Origin of the sequence: Marinomonas rhizomae (assembly GCF_024397855.1) — a bacterium.
In the GTDB taxonomy this organism is placed as follows: Bacteria; Pseudomonadota; Gammaproteobacteria; order Pseudomonadales; family Marinomonadaceae; genus Marinomonas; species Marinomonas rhizomae_A.
Genome location: NZ_CP073343.1, coordinates 2,304,272 through 2,321,253 on the forward strand (window position 1 = coordinate 2,304,272; position 16,982 = coordinate 2,321,253).

Genomic DNA, 16,982 nt, shown 5'->3' on the forward strand with positions numbered 1-16,982 from the left:
ATTATTTGCTAAGCTGCACGATTAGTTTGTTCATGCGGCTAACGAAAGTTGCTGGATCTTCCAACTGACCACCTTCAGACAAAGTAGCTTGTTCAAACAACAACCACGCCATATCTGCAAAACGTTCTTCGTCCGTTTCAGCGTCCATTTTTGCCACGATAGGGTGATCTGGGTTCACCTCAAGGCTAGGCTTAGACTCTGGCAGCTGCTGACCAGCCTGCTCAAGCAAGCGGCGCATTTGTAGACCCATGTCATACTCACCAACAACTAGGCAAGCTGGTGAGTTAGTCAGACGGTCTGTGCTGTTAACCGCTGTGACTTTAGACTCAAGAACAGACTTCATGCGATCAAGAAGCGGCTTGATTTGTTCAGCCTTTTCTTCTTTTTCTTTTTTCTCTTCTTCGTTTTCAGAATCCGCTAGATCCAGTTTGCCTTTAGTGACATCTTGGAATTGCTTACCTTCAAACTCTTGAAGAGACGACATCATCCATTCATCAATACGATCACTCAACAACAAGACTTCGAAACCTTTCTTACGCAAAATTTCTAAGTGCGGGCTGTTTTTCGCAGTATTGTGGCTCTCAGCATAAATGTAGTAGATCTTATCCTGACCTTCACTCATGCGTTCGATGTACTCAGCTAAAGACACAGTTTGCGCTGGGGCATCCGTGTTTGTAGAGCTGAAACGCAACAAGCCGGCAATTTTGTCTTTATTGCCCATGTCATCTGCAGGGCCTTCTTTGATAACGCTACCGAACTCGTCCCAGAATTTTTGGTAATCTTCTGGCTCGTTCTTCGCCATTTTGCCTAACATGTCCAATACACGTTTAGTCAATGCTGAACGCATAGAATCAACCGCATGGTCGTTTTGCAAAATTTCACGAGATACGTTCAATGACAAATCATTTGAGTCCACTACACCTTTCACAAAACGCATGTAAGGAGGTAGAAATGCTTCTGCTTCATCCATGATAAATACGCGCTGAACGTATAATTTCAGACCGCGTTGCATGTCGCGATTCCAAAGATCGTAAGGTGCTTTGGATGGAATGTACAACAAGCTTGAGTATTCCAACTTACCTTCAACTTTGTTGTGAGACCACTTCAAAGGCTCTTGGTAATCGTGAGAAATGTGCTTGTAGAATTCTTGGTATTCTTCATCAGTTACTTCGTTGCGAGGACGAGTCCAAAGTGCTTTTGCAGAGTTAACTGCTTCATATTCTGGCGCTTTGTTTTCTTCCACTGGCTTAGGATTGCCCTCTTCGTCCATTTCTGGATAAACCGGCTTTTCCATTTCAACAGGGATAGAAATATGGTCAGAGTATTTAGTAACCAAGTGACGAAGACGATGGTTATCTGCGAACTCGTTTTCATCTGCTTTAAGATGAAGAATGATGCGAGTACCGCGAGTGTCTTTTTCGATGTTCTCGATAGTAAATTCACCAGAACCATCAGATACCCAACGTACAGCATCATCCGCTGCTACACCGGCACGGCGAGTTTCAACTGTTACTTTATCAGCAACGATGAAGGCTGAATAAAAGCCCACACCAAACTGACCAATAAGTTGGCTGTCTTTTTTCTGGTCGCCGCTCAATTGCTCTAGGAAAGAAGACGTACCGGATTTTGCAATCGTACCAAGATTGGCAATCGCCTCTTCACGGGACATACCTACGCCGTTATCATCGATAACAACCGTATTCGTCTCTTTATCAAATTCAATACGAACACGTAGGTTTGGGTCTTCTGCTAGAAGGTCTGCGTTAGCGACAGACTCAAAGCGAAGCTTATCTACCGCATCGGATGCGTTCGAAATAAGCTCTCGTAGAAAGATCTCTTTGTTGGAGTACAAAGAGTGGATCATCAAATGAAGTAGTTGTTTAACTTCCGTTTGAAACCCTAACGTTTCTTTTTGAGTATCAGTTGCCATGTTGTAACTTGCTCCTATTTGAATGAACCTTCGGACAAAGCCAAAGGCGTATTTCGTTTCACTTGTGCCTCATAGATAAAGGCTCTTGGAGCAATTTCAAGAGGCTAACTCACTAAAAGAAGTAAAAAAGTCACAATAAGTTTATGGATATAAACAAGCTAAAGGTATTCAGGAAGAAATAGCGAAGACGCCTGATCAATTTACGATCAGGCTTTAGTTACTTTTCGAACTAGGGTTAAACCATCACCTATGGGAATGAGCGATAGCTCAACTTCCGTATCTTCGTGAATGGTTTTATTTAACTCACGCACTATTCTAGTGTCTTTATCGGTAAAGGCTTCATCCGCGACGTTCCCCCACCACAAGGTATTATCAATCAACAAGCAGCCACCTGGGCGTAATAATTGCTTGGCCAAAAGATAATAAGCTAAGAGGTTTTGTTTATCCGCATCAATAAAGATAAAGTCGAACGTTTCACGCTCAGCTTCTAAAAAAGACTCCATGACGGGCAAGGCTTTATCGCAATAAGTCGTTACACGATCCTTAACGCCCGCTTGGTCTAAATAGCGAGTCGCAATATCTAGCCACATTTGCTTCTTTTCGATCGCAATGAGCCTTGATTCTTTTGGCATTGCCATCGCCATCGACAAGGTGCTGTAACCCGTAAAAACACCAATTTCGAGAAGCTTTTTTGGTGCCTGCAGTTTAACCAACAAGGCCAATAACTGACCCACTTCTGGCGACAACTGCATACGCGCCATATGATACTGAGCCGTCTCACGGCGCAAAGTTCTTAATAAGTCATCTTCACGTACGGAAACATCGACTAAGTACTGGTAAAGCCTATCATCAACTTTTACAGTACGATTAACAGGCTTATCGTCTTCCGGTAAAGGTTTGGGGAAATTAGGAAGCATGAGATTTCATAACGAGTCCGCGGCTCAATGTTTTGAATGTTTTAGATCGAAATTCACGACGGTAAAGCACTGCAACGACCATGACGCTCGCCGCCATACAGAAATAAGGGCCAAGGAACCAACCACAAAAGGCCATCGCAAAATAGAATGCACGTAACCCATAGTTAAATTGGTTCGCAGCTAAGCTACAAATTTGCGCCATATACATGGCATATAGCTCTCGCTCACTGTCTTCAATACCACGTTCTGTTGCAAGCGGCGCACTACCTACAAGGACAGAACAAAAGTTATATTGTCTAACAGACCACGTGAAGGTAAAAAATGCATAAGAAAAAATTGCCACCAATACGATGATCTTTAATTCCCATTCTTGCTGACTCATCGGAGACAAAAGGTAAAAGTCCGACAAAATACCCAGCGCTTTTTCAGAGTAATTAAACGCTGTGAAAAGGCCCGCAATAATCAACAAACTACTGGAAGCAAAAAACAAACTGCTTCTTTCTAAATTTGCCATGACGGATGCGTCGGCAATGCGATTATCTCGCCTAAGCAAGCGCGACATCCAAGCCAGCCGAAACTGATGTAATACACTAACCAAACATGAACGACGTTTCGAATTATACTGGGCATAAAAAGCATAACCCCACCAACATGCAAAAAAGACAAAAAATGTCGCGATATCAAGGGGATTTAACAGTAATGACACCGAGTGCTTTTCCATATTTTAACTCTACTGTAGGAACATTCTAGGATGGTAATATTAGACCACTTTTCACTTTGTATGTCCTAGTTTCCTCATAGAAAATTCTGCAAGCCGCGCCAAGAAAATAAATCTAAACACTTCATTGAAAAAACACTTGCATCGCCAGAAAATATCGGTAAGATCTCGCACGTCAACACGACATGCGGATGTGGTGGAATTGGTAGACACGCTGGATTTAGGTTCCAGTGCTTCACGGCGTGAGAGTTCGAGTCTCTCCATCCGCACCATCTTATTTCCTTTCTAAGTAATCTCTTCTCAAATCAAAATACACCCTGAAACAACCTAGTTATTCATTTAGAAAAACCCCCTTTCTACCACACAATGTCTATTTTTAGCCATAAAAAAACCGAACCCATCACTGAATTCGGCTTTGCTTAGCATCCATTATTTTGCTTCATAGCAGATGCTTTATTTTAACTTCCAAGACACTTGTTTACCGGCGAAGAAAGGCACGATTGGCTCACCGCTTGGCAAAGTAATACTACTAGGCACCTCCCAAGACTCGCGCACCAAGGTCACGGTTTCTGTATTACGTGGCAAACCATAAAAATCAGCACCGTAGATGCTAGCAAAGCCTTCTAACTTATCAAGCGCACCCAGCTCATCAAATACCTGTGCGTACAGCTCAAGCGCAGACCAAGCGCTGTAACAGCCCGCACAACCACAATCAGATTCTTTGCGATGCTTAGCATGTGGTGCTGAATCCGTCCCTAGGAAGAACTTAGGCGATCCAGATTTAACAACGTCACGCAACGCCTGTTGATGCGTACTGCGCTTAAGTACAGGCAAACAATAGTTATGTGGACGCATACCGCCATCAAGCATGTCATTTCGGTTCAACAATAAGTGCTGAGGCGTAATAGTCGCAGCCACACCTTCACGGGCAGCCAAAACAAAATCCGCGGCATCTTTCGTAGTGATGTGCTCAAACACTACTTTTAAATTCGGCACGCGCTCTACGATGTTTACCATATGCTGATCGATAAATTCTTTTTCACGATCAAAAATATCAATATGCTTTTGCGTCACTTCACCATGGATCAGCAATAACATATCGTTTTCTGCCAAGGCTTCAAACACTGGATACAATGACTCTAGAGAATTTACACCGGAATCAGAGTTCGTTGTCGCACCAGCTGGATACATTTTAGCCGCTAATACACCCGCTTTTTTCGCATCTTGAATATCTTGAACGCTGGTTTTATCCGTTAGATAGATGGTCATGATAGGCGTAAAAGTACTACCTGCAGGACGAGCCGCTAAAATACGCTCTTTATAGCTTAACGCTAACTCTGCCGTCGTAACCGGCGGCACTAAGTTTGGCATCACCACAGCGCGCTCAAAACAACGAGCCGTAGCCGGAACCGTCTCAAGTAACATGTCTTGATCACGAAAATGTAAGTGCCAATCATCTGGCTTAATAATAGTAATTTCGTTCATTAGCGGCCTTTTTATGCAACGTTTTAGAAAGGGGAATAATAAAATAATGTTAACAGAAGTGGTTAATCGACAGTAGCCAACATTTATACATAAAAAAACCGAATCTATTGCTAGATTCGGTTTTTAAAAGTAACTACAAGCAAAACGTATTACGCGTTTTTGCGCGGTGCTCTTGGACGACGCTCACCACCGCGATTTGCATCACGATCACGACCGCCACCAGAACCACCACTTGGACGACGACGCTCACCACCATTAGATGGACGACGATCACCGCCACCAGCTGGACGCTTACGAGTTGAAGGTGCTGCTGCACGCTTATTTAACTCTTCTGCATTGTCTAGCTTAGCAATGTCAGTACGTTGACCACAGATACGAGTCTTACCTAATTTACCTAGTGCATCAGAGCTTAGGTTTGAAGGTAGATCCACTGTCGCGAAATCTTCATAAATTTCGATATGGCCAATGTAGCGGCTTTCAATATCAGCTTCGTTAGCAATCGCACCAACGATATTGCCTGGCTTAACACCATCACTGTAACCAACTTGAACAACATAACGTGTCATAGAGGTATCAGGATCGTCTTTCAACGGCATAGCTTCAGCTGTCACCGGGCGAACTTTACGTTCACGAGGAGCTCGGTCTCCACGATCACCACGATCTGGACGATCGCCACGATCTTCACGACGCTCTCTGCGCTCTTGACGAACTTCCATCTCAGACAACAACAAAGGCGTTTTGCCTTGAGCCATATGAGCCAAAGCGGCCGCCATTTTTAGTGGATCAACTTCGTTTTCTTTCTGGTAGCTTTGAACAAGCTCAAGGAAGAAATCAAGGTTTTCGTTATCCATCGCATCAGTAATGCTCTGCTTGAAACGATTAACGCGATGCGCATTAATATCTGAAGCCGTTGGCAATGTCATACTTTCGATTGGCTGACGAGTCGCACGCTCAATGGCTTGCAACATACGACGCTCACGGTGAGCAACGAATAAAATCGCTGTACCTGAACGACCAGCACGACCAGTACGACCGATACGGTGAACATAAGATTCAGTGTCGTATGGAATGTCATAGTTAACAACGTGACTTACACGCTCTACGTCCAAACCACGCGCAACAACGTCAGTCGCTACAAGAATGTCAATTTGACCTTTCTTGATACGATCAACCGTACGTTCACGCAAATTCTGGCTAATGTCACCATTTAAGGCTTCACAAGCGTGACCACGAGCCGTTAGCTTTTCAGCCAATTCGACCGTTGCCGCTTTTGTACGAACAAAGATGATCATGCCATCGTGTTCGTTCATTTCAAGAATACGAGTCAAAGCATCTAGTTTATGTAGACCGCTTACTGGCCAGTATTTTTGAGTAATCGTCATCGCCGTAGAAGTTTTTGTAACAATTTTAACTTCTTTAGGATTGTTCAAATGACGGTTAGCCACTTGACGAATCACTGGAGGCATAGTCGCAGAGAACAAAGCGATTTGACGAGTTGGTGGGGTTTGCTCAAGAATCCATTCGACATCGTCGATGAATCCCATGCGTAACATCTCATCCGCTTCATCAAGAACTAGGGCTTTAAGGCCATCTAGTTTCAATGTTTTACGACGAATGTGGTCCATAACACGACCAGGCGTACCAACAACAACCTGAACGCCACGCTTTAGCTGACGAAGTTGTGTGTCGTATGACATGCCGCCGTAAATTGGCAAAACATGAAAATCTGGAAGGTTACGAGCGTAACTTTGAAATGCTTCAGAAACCTGAATAGCAAGTTCACGAGTTGGAGCCAGTACAAGTAATTGTGTCGTTTTATCTGTAACATCAATGCGAGACAGTAACGGAAGCGCGAACGCCGCTGTCTTACCAGTACCCGTCTGCGCTTGCCCCAAAAGGTCACGACCTTCTAATAGATATGGAATACTTTGCGCTTGGATAGCAGATGGTTGCTCGTAACCTAAGTCAGCAACCGCTTTAAGAACAGGGGCGATTAGACCCAACGAATCAAATGTAGGCTGAGTATCAGCATCAGACATGTAAATTAGTACCTTTTTTTGGTGAGGATAAGGCCTGTAATCATTTACATGCCTTAATGAAATTCTCTAGAAATTCTCGGAGGAAAAACTGATGGCGAAGTATATACAATAAAACGAAAATAAGCTAGGCCAGATTAAAAATAAGATTGGCGTCCTTGCGACGCCAATTATTTATTAGTCCTTTGTATCGCTGTCCACTTTGGAGTCAATCATCACAGCCAACCAGTGCATTTTCGGGTTTGCCTCAAAAGCCAACTTCATAATGATGGTCAAAGGAATCGAAAGTAGCATACCAACAGGACCAAACACCCACCCCCAAAGCAGTAAAGATAAAAATACCACTAAGGTAGAAAGCCCGAGTCCGCGGCCCATATAGCGTGGTTCAATCACATTACCAACGATCAAATTCACAATTAAAAACACACCGGCAACCAAGCCAGCCGATAAACTACCAAGCTGGACAAACGCGAGCAAAACCGCCGGAACCGCTGCGATAATAGAGCCAATATTCGGCACGAAATTTAAAAGAAACGCACATACACCCCATAAAATAGGAAAATCAACACCCAACACCCACATGAAAAAAGTGATTAAGACACCCGTTAACATACTAAGTAAGGTTTTTATCACCAAGTAACGATTGACCGATTGAATAAAGGAATCAAACTTACCCATCGATTTTGAGGTATCGCTAAAGGCTAAAGACAGCTTTTTAGGCAACTCAACCGCTTCAAATAAAATGAAGATAACAATCATCACCACTAAAACCAGGTTAGTCAGTGCACTTCCAAGCCCTCTCAACGCATTGGCTACCATTTGCATTAATGCGGAAGGATCCACATAACCTTTCACTTGATCATAAGATATGTGCAGCCCCAATTGATTAATCACTTGTATTAAATTGGAGACCTCTTCGCCAAAGCGTTTTTTGTATGTCGGTAACTCATTGGAAAAATTATCCAACGAGGCGCCAACCAATACCGCAATAGAACTGATTCCTACTAATATAACGAAAACAACCACCAAGATTGAAAGCCAAGTTGGTAAGTTTCGGCGCCGCAGACTGGACATCGCTGGGGCACAAATGATGGCAATAAAAACAGCCAGCATAAAAGGCACCACTATTTGAGAGGCTTCTTTTAGCGCGGCGATAATGATCACAAAGGCGGCAAAACCCACTAACCAATGGATGCCCTTATGCTGTTCACTCATATTAATTCCTTACAAAGGGATTGGATAAATACTTTGCGCATAATCTGCCAAGTCCTGAAGCATAATTTGTTTTGCTGGTGGCAAGTCAGGGGTTTGAGCGATGTGATTTAACCGTTCAAAATACTGCTCCATGTTGATAGAGCCTCCTCCGTCTTTTTCAAGCAAACGAACCTGCCTATATTCTTCCCATTCGAATTGTTGCTGTTCCGTTAGTTGATCGGGGTAATTCCGTCCAATATAACGCATTAACATTTCAGGTAAACGACGATCATCAAACGACATGGCCAACTCTGATAACTGATCAGCCGGAGTTGAACGAATTTTTTCCATTCTGACTTTATCTTCTCTTGAGAAAAAGCCTCCGGAATACAACATAACATCTGGGTCTTTATGTATTGGTCGATCTTCCTGCACAAAGACATCACTCAGCTTAGCCGCTAAACCAGCATGCCCTTTGATGATGGCAAGATTATGACGGCACATTGAACCATCCAACTGGAGTCGTTTGACGACATCAGCATCTTTCAAAAAAGTCGCAGGCGCAACCGCAGGAGACTTATTATAATGAATTACCTTTAAAGGCAATCTTTCTAGATCGCCAAGCTCATCTTGACGAGTAAAGACTCGATGACGAATCTCTTCCACACTTAAATCAATCAGAGGCTGAGCATCTGCCATAAGGTCATATACAATCACGCCATTTTTATTGGCTGGATGCGGTGCAATGGGCACAACAAAAGCCGCGTAGTTTTTCGCCTGCCCAAACATGCCCGAGATATGCAGAAAAGGCTTTAATCGTGCGATATCAATAAACTGCTGTAGCTCATGTTTTTGGCGCATTTTAAAATAATAAGCGAACAATTTAGGCTGCTTATCGCGAATCAGCTTAGCAATTTCAATGGTTCCATATACATCAGATAGCGCATCATGAGCTTGCTCGTGAGCAATGTCGTTTGCCTTTGTGAGCGCTTCCAGCTTCATTGAAACTTGGCCCTCTTCGTTCTTCGGCCAAACAATTCCTTCTGGACGCATTGCGTATGTCATGCGCACTAGATCAATCATGTCCCAGCGAGAACAATTGTTCTGCCACTCTCTGGCATAAGGGTCAATAAAGTTACGATAAAAGCCATAACGAACCACTTCGTCATCAAAACGAATGGTATTGTATCCAAGAGCGCAAGTACCAGGTTGCGAAAGCTCAGCTTCTACTGCTTGCATAAATTCAGCTTCACACAAGCCTTCTCTATTCGCATCTTGAGGGCTAATTCCTGTCAGCAAACACGCCTCTGGTTGAGGAAGCACATCTTCCGCTAGGCGGCAGTAAAACATGATAGGCTCGCCAATGGGGTTAAAATCAAGATCGGTTCTAATCCCCGCAAACTGCATGGGACGATCTCGCGCTGGGTCCGTTCCGGTTGTCTCAAAATCAAACCAAAAAAATGAAGTGGGGCCCGATGAAGTCACAAATAATTCCTGTAAGCCGTTAAATAAAAAGGTATTATACGCACCTTGGCGTGTATTTGGCGATGAGAGGAGTATATCTATGTCAGTCCCAGTAATTTGTCCATGCGGAACCGGAAGCCCATATGAGATGTGTTGTGGCATGTATCACAACAATCCTGGCACCGCCCCTACTGCAGAAACACTAATGCGTTCACGTTATACCGCTTTTGCTATCGGTGACTTTGAGTACATTGCTGCCACGCAAAAATTAAAAGACGAGCCAGATCAAAACACCGCTGATATCCAAGACAGTAATGAACATACCAAATGGATAAAGCTCGAAATCAACGCCACAGAAGATGGCTTAGAGAAAGACAAAACAGGCGTTGTTGCCTTCTCTGCACACTTCAAAGAAGGCAAACACATTGGCCGTTTGAGCGAACGCTCTATATTTAAGAAAGTGAAAGGCCAATGGTTTTATATCTCTGGCGAGCACGATGTTGAGAAAAACACCCCATTGGTTAACTCTGACGCAATGAAAATAGGCAGAAATGACCCATGTTTATGTGGGTCTGGTAAAAAATTCAAGAAATGCTGCGCTGTAGCTTAATCTAGTCGACAGCGTCCCATTTTTCTTTTATCTCTCTCAGCTCATCTTCAATCGATAAGAAAGTACGCACTAGCTCTGGATCAAAGTGCGTACCAGCCACTTGTTGGATATGCGCAAACGACTCTTCTATCGTCCAACTTTTTTTGTAAGGACGTTTCATAGTTAATGCATCAAATACATCGGCCAAGGCAACAATTCGAGCGGATTGAGGTATCTCTTCACCCTTTAATTTTGATGGGTATCCTTCGCCATCCCACTTTTCGTGGTGACCTAGTGCGACTTCGGCGGCCAACTTAAATAATGGGGCCTCCCCTCTTATTAATATCTCATACCCAATAACCGTATGTTGACGCATTATCACCCATTCATCATCCGTTAACTTATTTGGTGATTTCAAAATACTGTGAGGGATACCAACCTTACCTGTATCATGCATAGGGGCCGCAAGCTTTAGTAACTCAACCTGTGATTCTTCCCAGCCTACCGCCCTAGCCAATGCCGCACAGTAATCTGCCATTCGCCACATATGCACACCAGTATCGGTGTCATTAAGCTCACTTACCGCACCAAGCATACCAATGGCAGATTCCAGCGCCTCATCAAGCTCTCTGGTTCTATCATCGATAATTTGCTTGTTTCTTAGGTTCTCGGCCGCCAATTTTAAATGAGTAGACACTCGAGCAAGCGTTGTCAGTGGTGTTATTGGTTTAGTAATGAAGTCCACACACCCAACATCAAACCCCTTCTGCTCTTGCTGAGGATCGGTCATCGCCGTTAAAAAGATGACCGGAATATCTTGTGTTCTTGGATTCGATTTCAATCGTTCACACACTTCAAAACCATTCATGTCAGGCATCATAATGTCTAGTAATATGATATCTGGTAAGGATCGGTCCACAATATCTAGCGCCAACATTCCGCATTTAGCCACTTGAACTTGGTAATGCTCAGATAATATATTTTTTAGTAAATCAATATTTCTAGGCACATCATCAACAATAAGCACACGCTTGTTTTTTGAGACTGTTTGGCTTTTTACTTTATGCTCATTGATCAATTGCTTTTCCCTCTAAACTCACTGATACAAGGCTACGTTTAAAAGCCTTAACTTTCTTTATTGCGTCTTGGAAGTCATAAGAAGAAATATCCTCTAATGCAGACTGCAGAAAATGCACACTATCCTTATCAAACACATCCAAAATTATTTTTCGGATTAATGTTTCAGAATCAGAATCGCCATTTTCCAATAAGGACTCTAGCTCCTCAATGACAGACCAAAGCGGCGTCAAATCATTGCCATTTTGGCAAGATGGCTCTTTAGATAATGCATTAAAGCGATACTTCACGATCCAGAATTCAAGTTTCTCAATCAAAAGATATGGATCTAATGGCTTAAACAAAACATCATCGATACCTATCTGACTTAAACTCTCTAACTTTAAACTTAATGTATCCGCAGTTAAAAAAAGAATAGGTGGTTTTTTGCCACATAAGGAGCTATAAATTTTTTCGCTCGCTTCATAGCCATCCATTATAGGCATTCTAATATCCATTAGAATTAAATCATAAGTCCCTGCCAGAGATTTTTCATACGCCTCTTTTCCATTTTCAACCCAATCTACAGACGCCCCTAGCTTTTCAATAATCGCTTTCACTATATTGGCGTTGATTTTATTATCTTCAGCTAACAAAATCGTTTTACTTTTGAAAAAATTCTTATTATCTGAAGCAACGTCAAAAGACTTTCTATTCTTTGCCCCTTCTTCACCTGAGCTTAAAGCGACTATTTTTTTATGTATATTCGACGGTGTAACAAGCCCTGTCATTAAAAAATTGGACACACCTAAATCACGACCCTCTAAGAATAGAATACGATTTTCAAAACCTTTTAGTTGCTCAGAAACCGTGCCAGTATCGGCCAACCAATGACCTCCAGCAATGATTGACAGTTGCGATTCACCTAGCTCAGATAGTTTTAATGAATTGATATGATTAACATTTAGGTCTGAAAGCAATGAGGCTATTTCAGCATCATCTTCAAGAATAGTCACATGTTCTGAATGCAATAAATCCGTTTCCGAATCTGGATGGTAAGGAAGCTTAATCGTAAAAATACACCCCTCATTTATCACACTTTTGAAAGAAATATGACCACCAAGCAAGCCAACAAGTTTTTGGGTAATACTTAATCCCAAGCCTGTACCACCATACAATCTTGTTGTACTACTGTCCGCTTGTTTGAATACATCAAATACATCAACACCGTCAGGTATGCCACTCCCTGTATCCTGAACCTCAATGACAATCTCTTGCGTTTTTGACAGATATACTTTTACTCTGACTGAACCCAGATCCGTAAACTTAATGGCATTACCAACCACATTCACTAAGATTTGCTGAAGCCTTGTTTTATCACCAATCAATTTATCATTGAGGCTAAAATCACGACAAATCATAAAATCTAACTTTTTAGATTGAGCAAGATTTTCCCCAGTCTGGTAAACATACTCAAGTACATCATCTAAACTGAACGATCTATTTTCTAAGTCTACTTTGCCTGATTCAATTTTTGAATAATCTAAAACGCTATTAATAATTAACAACAAACCATCAGCCGACTGCTGAATTTTAACAACTTTCTCTCGATGTTCATCAGCTAAATCAGCATCTAATAATAAATAACTGAAACCAACAATAGCATTCATTGGTGTACGAATCTCATGGCTCATCGTTGCTAAAAATTCCGATTTTACTTTTAGAGCTTCTTCCGCTGAAAAAACGGCGTTCTCTAGCTCTTTAGTTAATTTTTGAGATTTTTCAAAAGATTTTTTAGCAATTTTCAACTGATTAAAAAGCATTACTATGATAAAAAACATAGTGATGGTTAATAAAGCAATTAACGAACCTAAATAAAGGAAAAGTGCTAGACTGTCACCTCTCTGCTCTACCTTATTCTTTGACCTAGATGTCAATGTACTTAATACAACACCTTCTGTTTCTTTTAATAAGAAATTGCTTCTATCCAACAAATTCTCAATATTTATTAATAATTTCTCAACAAAAAGGAGGCGGTCAATCTCCGTCACTTCACTCTTAAGAGTCTTCATCAATTGATCAGAATTATCCAGTCGATCAAACAAAACTCTTAGCTGACCTTTTTCTAAAATATTTACGCGACTATAGAGAATGTCGAAGCGCATTCTCGCTTCATTAAGGCGATCATCACTAAAATCATCTTCGAGTAACTTCAGTGAATTTCTGAGTTTTAGCGTTTCTCTATCTAATTGGTAAGCAGCCCAGAGTGCATCTTCTTCTACAGCAGACAGCATGATTTTTTGACGGTCGACTAATTCGGTAAAAATCAATATAGCGGCCCCCATAAAAATGAACGCAGCAACCGCCAACAAAAGAAAGGGTGATGATTTCTTTTGTTGGCGGTTCACAATAGAAGATTTAGGCAAGCGCATAATAAAACTTACTCAACGTTTATCGACTTTATTTGCCATACAGACCGATTGTGAATCACTTCGTTATTTAAGTTAGGCTCATCACTGAATGGATAAAGCAGAAAGATGGGGCCTTTATCCCTTACACTCATCACCTTACCATTCATTTCCATCGCGAGAATCACATCGTACTCTTCACCATCTTTCCTTGGCACTTCAGCACTGTAATCATTTAATGCGGTTACTGATAGCTCATCTGTCTTTGCGCCCACCGCGGCCATTACAGAACGCAATAAAGGCCCACGATACAAATCAACCCCCTCGCTCCAAGGTGTCATAGTACGCTGATTCATCACTTCTAGGTTCATCAGCATATCGCGGTCAAATTCTGCTTTATTCCCATCAGCATTAGTGTTGGTGATATTTCCTGTAATCGTAAGAATTACCGTTCCCGTTGGTTTAGATAAATCATGCGCTTGCAAGTTAGTAAATCCAAACACTCCAAATAACACCATTCCAATGACGAAATACGACTTCATTCCAAAAACCTCAAGATGGATTAATATCAGTGCAGTATAGTGAAAGGATTAGCGATATTCGCTGGTCATTTACGAAACGACACGCTTTCTACACCTAGAAAAACAAAGGCAGCACAATAGATACAAAAAAAGCTGCAAATGCAGCTTTTTTTATAGTAAAAACTTATTACTAACAATCAATTAAGGTACGGGGTGACCTTGAGAAGCAGTCCAAACACTAAACCAATCATCATCGCTCAACGAAACCGGTATAGCGTTTACAGCTGCCGCTAAACGGTCAATCTTTCCAGACCCCATTACAGGACAAATCCCAGCCGGATGACGCAATAACCACGCAATCACGACTTGATCAACCGAACAATTGTTGTCTTGCGCTAACTTACTTAACACAGCTTGTACGCGCTTAGCTTTCTCACTGGTTCCAGAAAACAACTCGCCACCAGCAAAAGGCGACCATGCCATGGGCGTTACCGCATGCTGTTGCACATGATCCAGTGTGCCATCTTCAAAGTGCTGCAACGCAAGTGGTGACAATTCCACCTGATTGATAATCAAAGGCGCATCAAGGCGAGACTGCAACAAATCAAATTGACGAGTAGTAAAATTGGATACGCCAAAGTGTTTAACTTTACCGAGCGTAAATAACAAATCAAACGCCTGTGCGACCTCATCCGCATCCATCAAAGGGCTTGGACGGTGTAATAACAAAGTATCGATATATTCACACTGCAAATTTGCCAAAGATTGATCGACACTCGCCAATATGTGTTCAGCGCGATAATCATATCGATGCACCTGAATATCAGGACGATTATCCGAAGGCAGCAAGATTCCGCACTTAGTGATGATTTCCATCTTATCTCGCAAAGCGGGTTTAAGCTTTAGTGCCTCGCCAAACAAAGCTTCACACTGATAACCACCATAAATATCCGCATGATCAAACGTCGTTACACCAAGATCTAAACACGCTTCTATAAAGCCTAGTGTTTCTGAAGAATTCATATTCCATTCTTCTAGCCGCCAAAAGCCTTGAGCGATACGTGATCCTTCAAAACCAAGGGGATGATACTGATGTCTCATGGGGATTTCCTCTGCGTCATTATTTTATTGCCAATCATTCTAATGGAGACCTTTTAATAAAAAAACAGCAAACTCAGTGAACACGCATAACTGACAGGAAACATCATCGAAGGTATACTATTACGCATTCAAGACTGACCTCTAAGCAAGAGCGACGCGACCACCTACAACGGACAAATTGCGGACAATATGGAACACTTATAATTTACACGCAGCGACACATCAGTAAGCACAAAAGCGAAACAATAAACACAACACCACTGTGATGGACTTAATAATGAATTCAATGACGCTAGGCCCTCTTTCCAAAGCCAATGGAGAGATCCAAATTCCGGGTTCCAAAAGCCTTTCAAACCGCATTTTATTGTTAGCAACGCTAGCAAAAGGCACCACAAAAATCACCAATCTACTAGACAGCGACGACATTCGCCGCATGCTAGAAAGCCTAACTAAATTAGGCGTCAACTATTCTCTAGAAGATAACGGCACAACCTGTATACTGGAAGGCCTTGCTGGCCCGATTCAAGCAGATTTCGGTGACTTATTCCTTGGTAACGCAGGTACTGCAATGCGCCCTTTGGCTGCAGCACTTTGCCTAGGAAAAGGTGAGTTTCATCTGCATGGTGAGCCACGCATGCACGAACGCCCAATTGGCGATCTTGTCGATGCATTGCAAGCATTGGGTGTCGACATCGCTTACGAAGGCGAAAAAAATTACCCTCCACTGCGCATTAAAGCCAACGGACTATCTGGCGGCGAAGTGTCTATTAAAGGCAACATCTCAAGCCAATTCCTAACAGCTATTCTAATGAGCGCGCCATTAGCAGAAGGCGATCTCACCATCAAAGTCGATGGCGAGCTGGTTTCCAAGCCATACATCGATATCACTTTGCACACTATGAAGCAGTTTGGTGTCGAAGTAGAAAACCAGAATTACCAAGCATTTGTGGTAAAAGGTCAGCAAACTTACCAAAGCCCAGGTGAAATCATGGTCGAAGGTGATGCCTCTTCTGCGTCTTACTTCTTGGCAGCGGCCGCTATTGCAGGTGGAAAAATTAAAGTCCACGGTGTAGGCACAGACAGCGTACAAGGCGACGTAAAATTCGCCGATGTATTAGCGAAAATGGGGGCGAACATCACTTACGGCCCGACTTGGATAGAAGCCGAACACAACGAACTTAACGGCATTGATATGGACATGAACCACATCCCAGATGCGGCAATGACCATAGCAACAACAGCCCTATTTGCCAAAGGCCCAACGACCATTCGCAACATTTACAATTGGCGTGTAAAAGAAACAGACCGTTTGTATGCAATGGCGACCGAGCTTAAAAAACTCGGAGCAGACGTGATTGAAGGCGAAGACTTCATCACAGTCACGCCAGTAGAGAAACTACAGCATGCCGCTATTGACACGTATAACGATCACCGCATTGCTATGTGTTTCTCGTTGGTTGCCTTTTCAGATACGCCAGTGACTATCAACGATCCGGGCTGCACATCAAAAACCTTCCCAACCTATTTTGAACTGTTCAACACCGTGGCGAGCTAAGTTTTTAA

The 16,982-nt window shown here is 42.5% G+C and carries 13 protein-coding genes and 1 tRNA gene; 3 read left to right on the forward strand and 11 right to left on the reverse strand.

The window, feature by feature from the left end; all coding sequences use genetic code 11:
- Position 1: 1 nt before the first annotated feature.
- The 3 genes from htpG to KDW99_RS10950 form a co-directional block, all read right to left on the reverse strand.
- Positions 2–1,930 (reverse strand): molecular chaperone HtpG, encoded by a 1,929-nt coding sequence (gene htpG, locus KDW99_RS10940; RefSeq protein ID WP_255824803.1) that lies wholly within the window; start codon positions 1,928–1,930, stop codon positions 2–4.
- A gap of 206 nt (positions 1,931–2,136) precedes the next feature.
- Positions 2,137–2,847: an O-methyltransferase gene (locus tag KDW99_RS10945; RefSeq protein WP_255824805.1), complete on the reverse strand. Its 711-nt coding sequence runs from the start codon at positions 2,845–2,847 to the stop codon at positions 2,137–2,139.
- Complete coding sequence (locus tag KDW99_RS10950; RefSeq protein WP_255824807.1) at positions 2,837–3,568, reverse strand: DUF599 domain-containing protein; 732 nt, start codon at positions 3,566–3,568, stop codon at positions 2,837–2,839. Before KDW99_RS10950 ends, KDW99_RS10945 begins: the two co-directional genes overlap by 11 nt.
- A 184-nt stretch (positions 3,569–3,752) precedes the next feature.
- On the opposite strand from KDW99_RS10950, the gene KDW99_RS10955 reads away from it, so the two are divergent.
- Positions 3,753–3,837, forward strand: a tRNA-Leu gene (locus KDW99_RS10955).
- 181 nt (positions 3,838–4,018) lie between these two features.
- Here the strand turns inward: KDW99_RS10955 and pyrC are convergent.
- From pyrC to sbcB, 4 genes are all read right to left on the reverse strand, one after another.
- Positions 4,019–5,050 (reverse strand): dihydroorotase, encoded by a 1,032-nt coding sequence (pyrC, locus tag KDW99_RS10960; protein ID WP_255824809.1) that lies wholly within the window; start codon positions 5,048–5,050, stop codon positions 4,019–4,021.
- 149 nt (positions 5,051–5,199) lie between these two features.
- Positions 5,200–7,089: a DEAD/DEAH box helicase gene (locus KDW99_RS10965; RefSeq protein WP_255824811.1), complete on the reverse strand. Its 1,890-nt coding sequence runs from the start codon at positions 7,087–7,089 to the stop codon at positions 5,200–5,202.
- Positions 7,090–7,263: 174 nt separating this feature from the next.
- A complete protein-coding gene (locus tag KDW99_RS10970; protein WP_255824813.1) occupies positions 7,264–8,301 on the reverse strand; it encodes an AI-2E family transporter in 1,038 nt (345 codons plus the stop codon).
- Between the two features lie 9 nt (positions 8,302–8,310).
- Positions 8,311–9,765: an exodeoxyribonuclease I gene (gene sbcB / locus KDW99_RS10975; protein ID WP_255824815.1), complete on the reverse strand. Its 1,455-nt coding sequence runs from the start codon at positions 9,763–9,765 to the stop codon at positions 8,311–8,313.
- 79 nt (positions 9,766–9,844) lie between these two features.
- On the opposite strand from sbcB, the gene KDW99_RS10980 reads away from it, so the two are divergent.
- The gene (locus KDW99_RS10980) at positions 9,845–10,354 is read left to right on the forward strand and encodes a YchJ family protein (RefSeq protein WP_255824817.1); all 510 of its coding nucleotides are present in this window, start codon (positions 9,845–9,847) and stop codon (positions 10,352–10,354) included.
- Between the two features lies 1 nt (position 10,355).
- Here the strand turns inward: KDW99_RS10980 and KDW99_RS10985 are convergent, their stop codons facing one another.
- From KDW99_RS10985 to KDW99_RS11000, 4 genes are all read right to left on the reverse strand, one after another.
- On the reverse strand, positions 10,356–11,411 hold the full coding sequence (locus KDW99_RS10985) for an HD domain-containing phosphohydrolase (protein ID WP_255824819.1): 1,056 nt from the start codon (positions 11,409–11,411) through the stop codon (positions 10,356–10,358).
- Complete coding sequence (locus KDW99_RS10990; protein ID WP_255824821.1) at positions 11,401–13,821, reverse strand: ATP-binding protein; 2,421 nt, start codon at positions 13,819–13,821, stop codon at positions 11,401–11,403. The genes KDW99_RS10985 and KDW99_RS10990 overlap by 11 nt, the downstream gene beginning before the upstream one ends.
- Positions 13,822–13,829: 8 nt before the next feature.
- Entirely contained in the window at positions 13,830–14,339 is a 510-nt protein-coding gene (locus KDW99_RS10995) for a molybdopterin-dependent oxidoreductase (RefSeq protein WP_255824823.1), read from the reverse strand.
- Positions 14,340–14,519: 180 nt separating this feature from the next.
- Positions 14,520–15,419, reverse strand: coding sequence for an aldo/keto reductase (locus tag KDW99_RS11000; protein ID WP_255824825.1), 900 nt, complete (start codon positions 15,417–15,419; stop codon positions 14,520–14,522).
- Positions 15,420–15,696: 277 nt separating this feature from the next.
- Here KDW99_RS11000 and aroA point away from each other — a divergent pair, with 277 nt between their 5' ends.
- The gene (aroA, locus tag KDW99_RS11005; RefSeq protein ID WP_255824827.1) at positions 15,697–16,974 is read left to right on the forward strand and encodes a 3-phosphoshikimate 1-carboxyvinyltransferase; all 1,278 of its coding nucleotides are present in this window, start codon (positions 15,697–15,699) and stop codon (positions 16,972–16,974) included.
- Positions 16,975–16,982 lie beyond the last annotated feature (8 nt).

Coding starts and splice junctions, on each gene's coding strand:
- htpG (WP_255824803.1), bottom strand. CDS start 1,930: ATGGCAACTGATACTCAAAAAGAAACGTTAGGGTTTCAAACGGAAGTT.
- KDW99_RS10970 (WP_255824813.1), bottom strand. CDS start 8,301: ATGAGTGAACAGCATAAGGGCATCCATTGGTTAGTGGGTTTTGCCGCC.
- KDW99_RS10950 (WP_255824807.1), bottom strand. CDS start 3,568: ATGGAAAAGCACTCGGTGTCATTACTGTTAAATCCCCTTGATATCGCG.
- KDW99_RS10965 (WP_255824811.1), bottom strand. CDS start 7,089: ATGTCTGATGCTGATACTCAGCCTACATTTGATTCGTTGGGTCTAATC.
- KDW99_RS10995 (WP_255824823.1), bottom strand. CDS start 14,339: ATGAAGTCGTATTTCGTCATTGGAATGGTGTTATTTGGAGTGTTTGGA.
- KDW99_RS11000 (WP_255824825.1), bottom strand. CDS start 15,419: ATGAGACATCAGTATCATCCCCTTGGTTTTGAAGGATCACGTATCGCT.
- KDW99_RS10990 (WP_255824821.1), bottom strand. CDS start 13,821: ATGCGCTTGCCTAAATCTTCTATTGTGAACCGCCAACAAAAGAAATCA.
- KDW99_RS10980 (WP_255824817.1), top strand. CDS start 9,845: ATGTCAGTCCCAGTAATTTGTCCATGCGGAACCGGAAGCCCATATGAG.
- aroA (WP_255824827.1), top strand. CDS start 15,697: ATGAATTCAATGACGCTAGGCCCTCTTTCCAAAGCCAATGGAGAGATC.
- KDW99_RS10945 (WP_255824805.1), bottom strand. CDS start 2,847: ATGCTTCCTAATTTCCCCAAACCTTTACCGGAAGACGATAAGCCTGTT.
- pyrC (WP_255824809.1), bottom strand. CDS start 5,050: ATGAACGAAATTACTATTATTAAGCCAGATGATTGGCACTTACATTTT.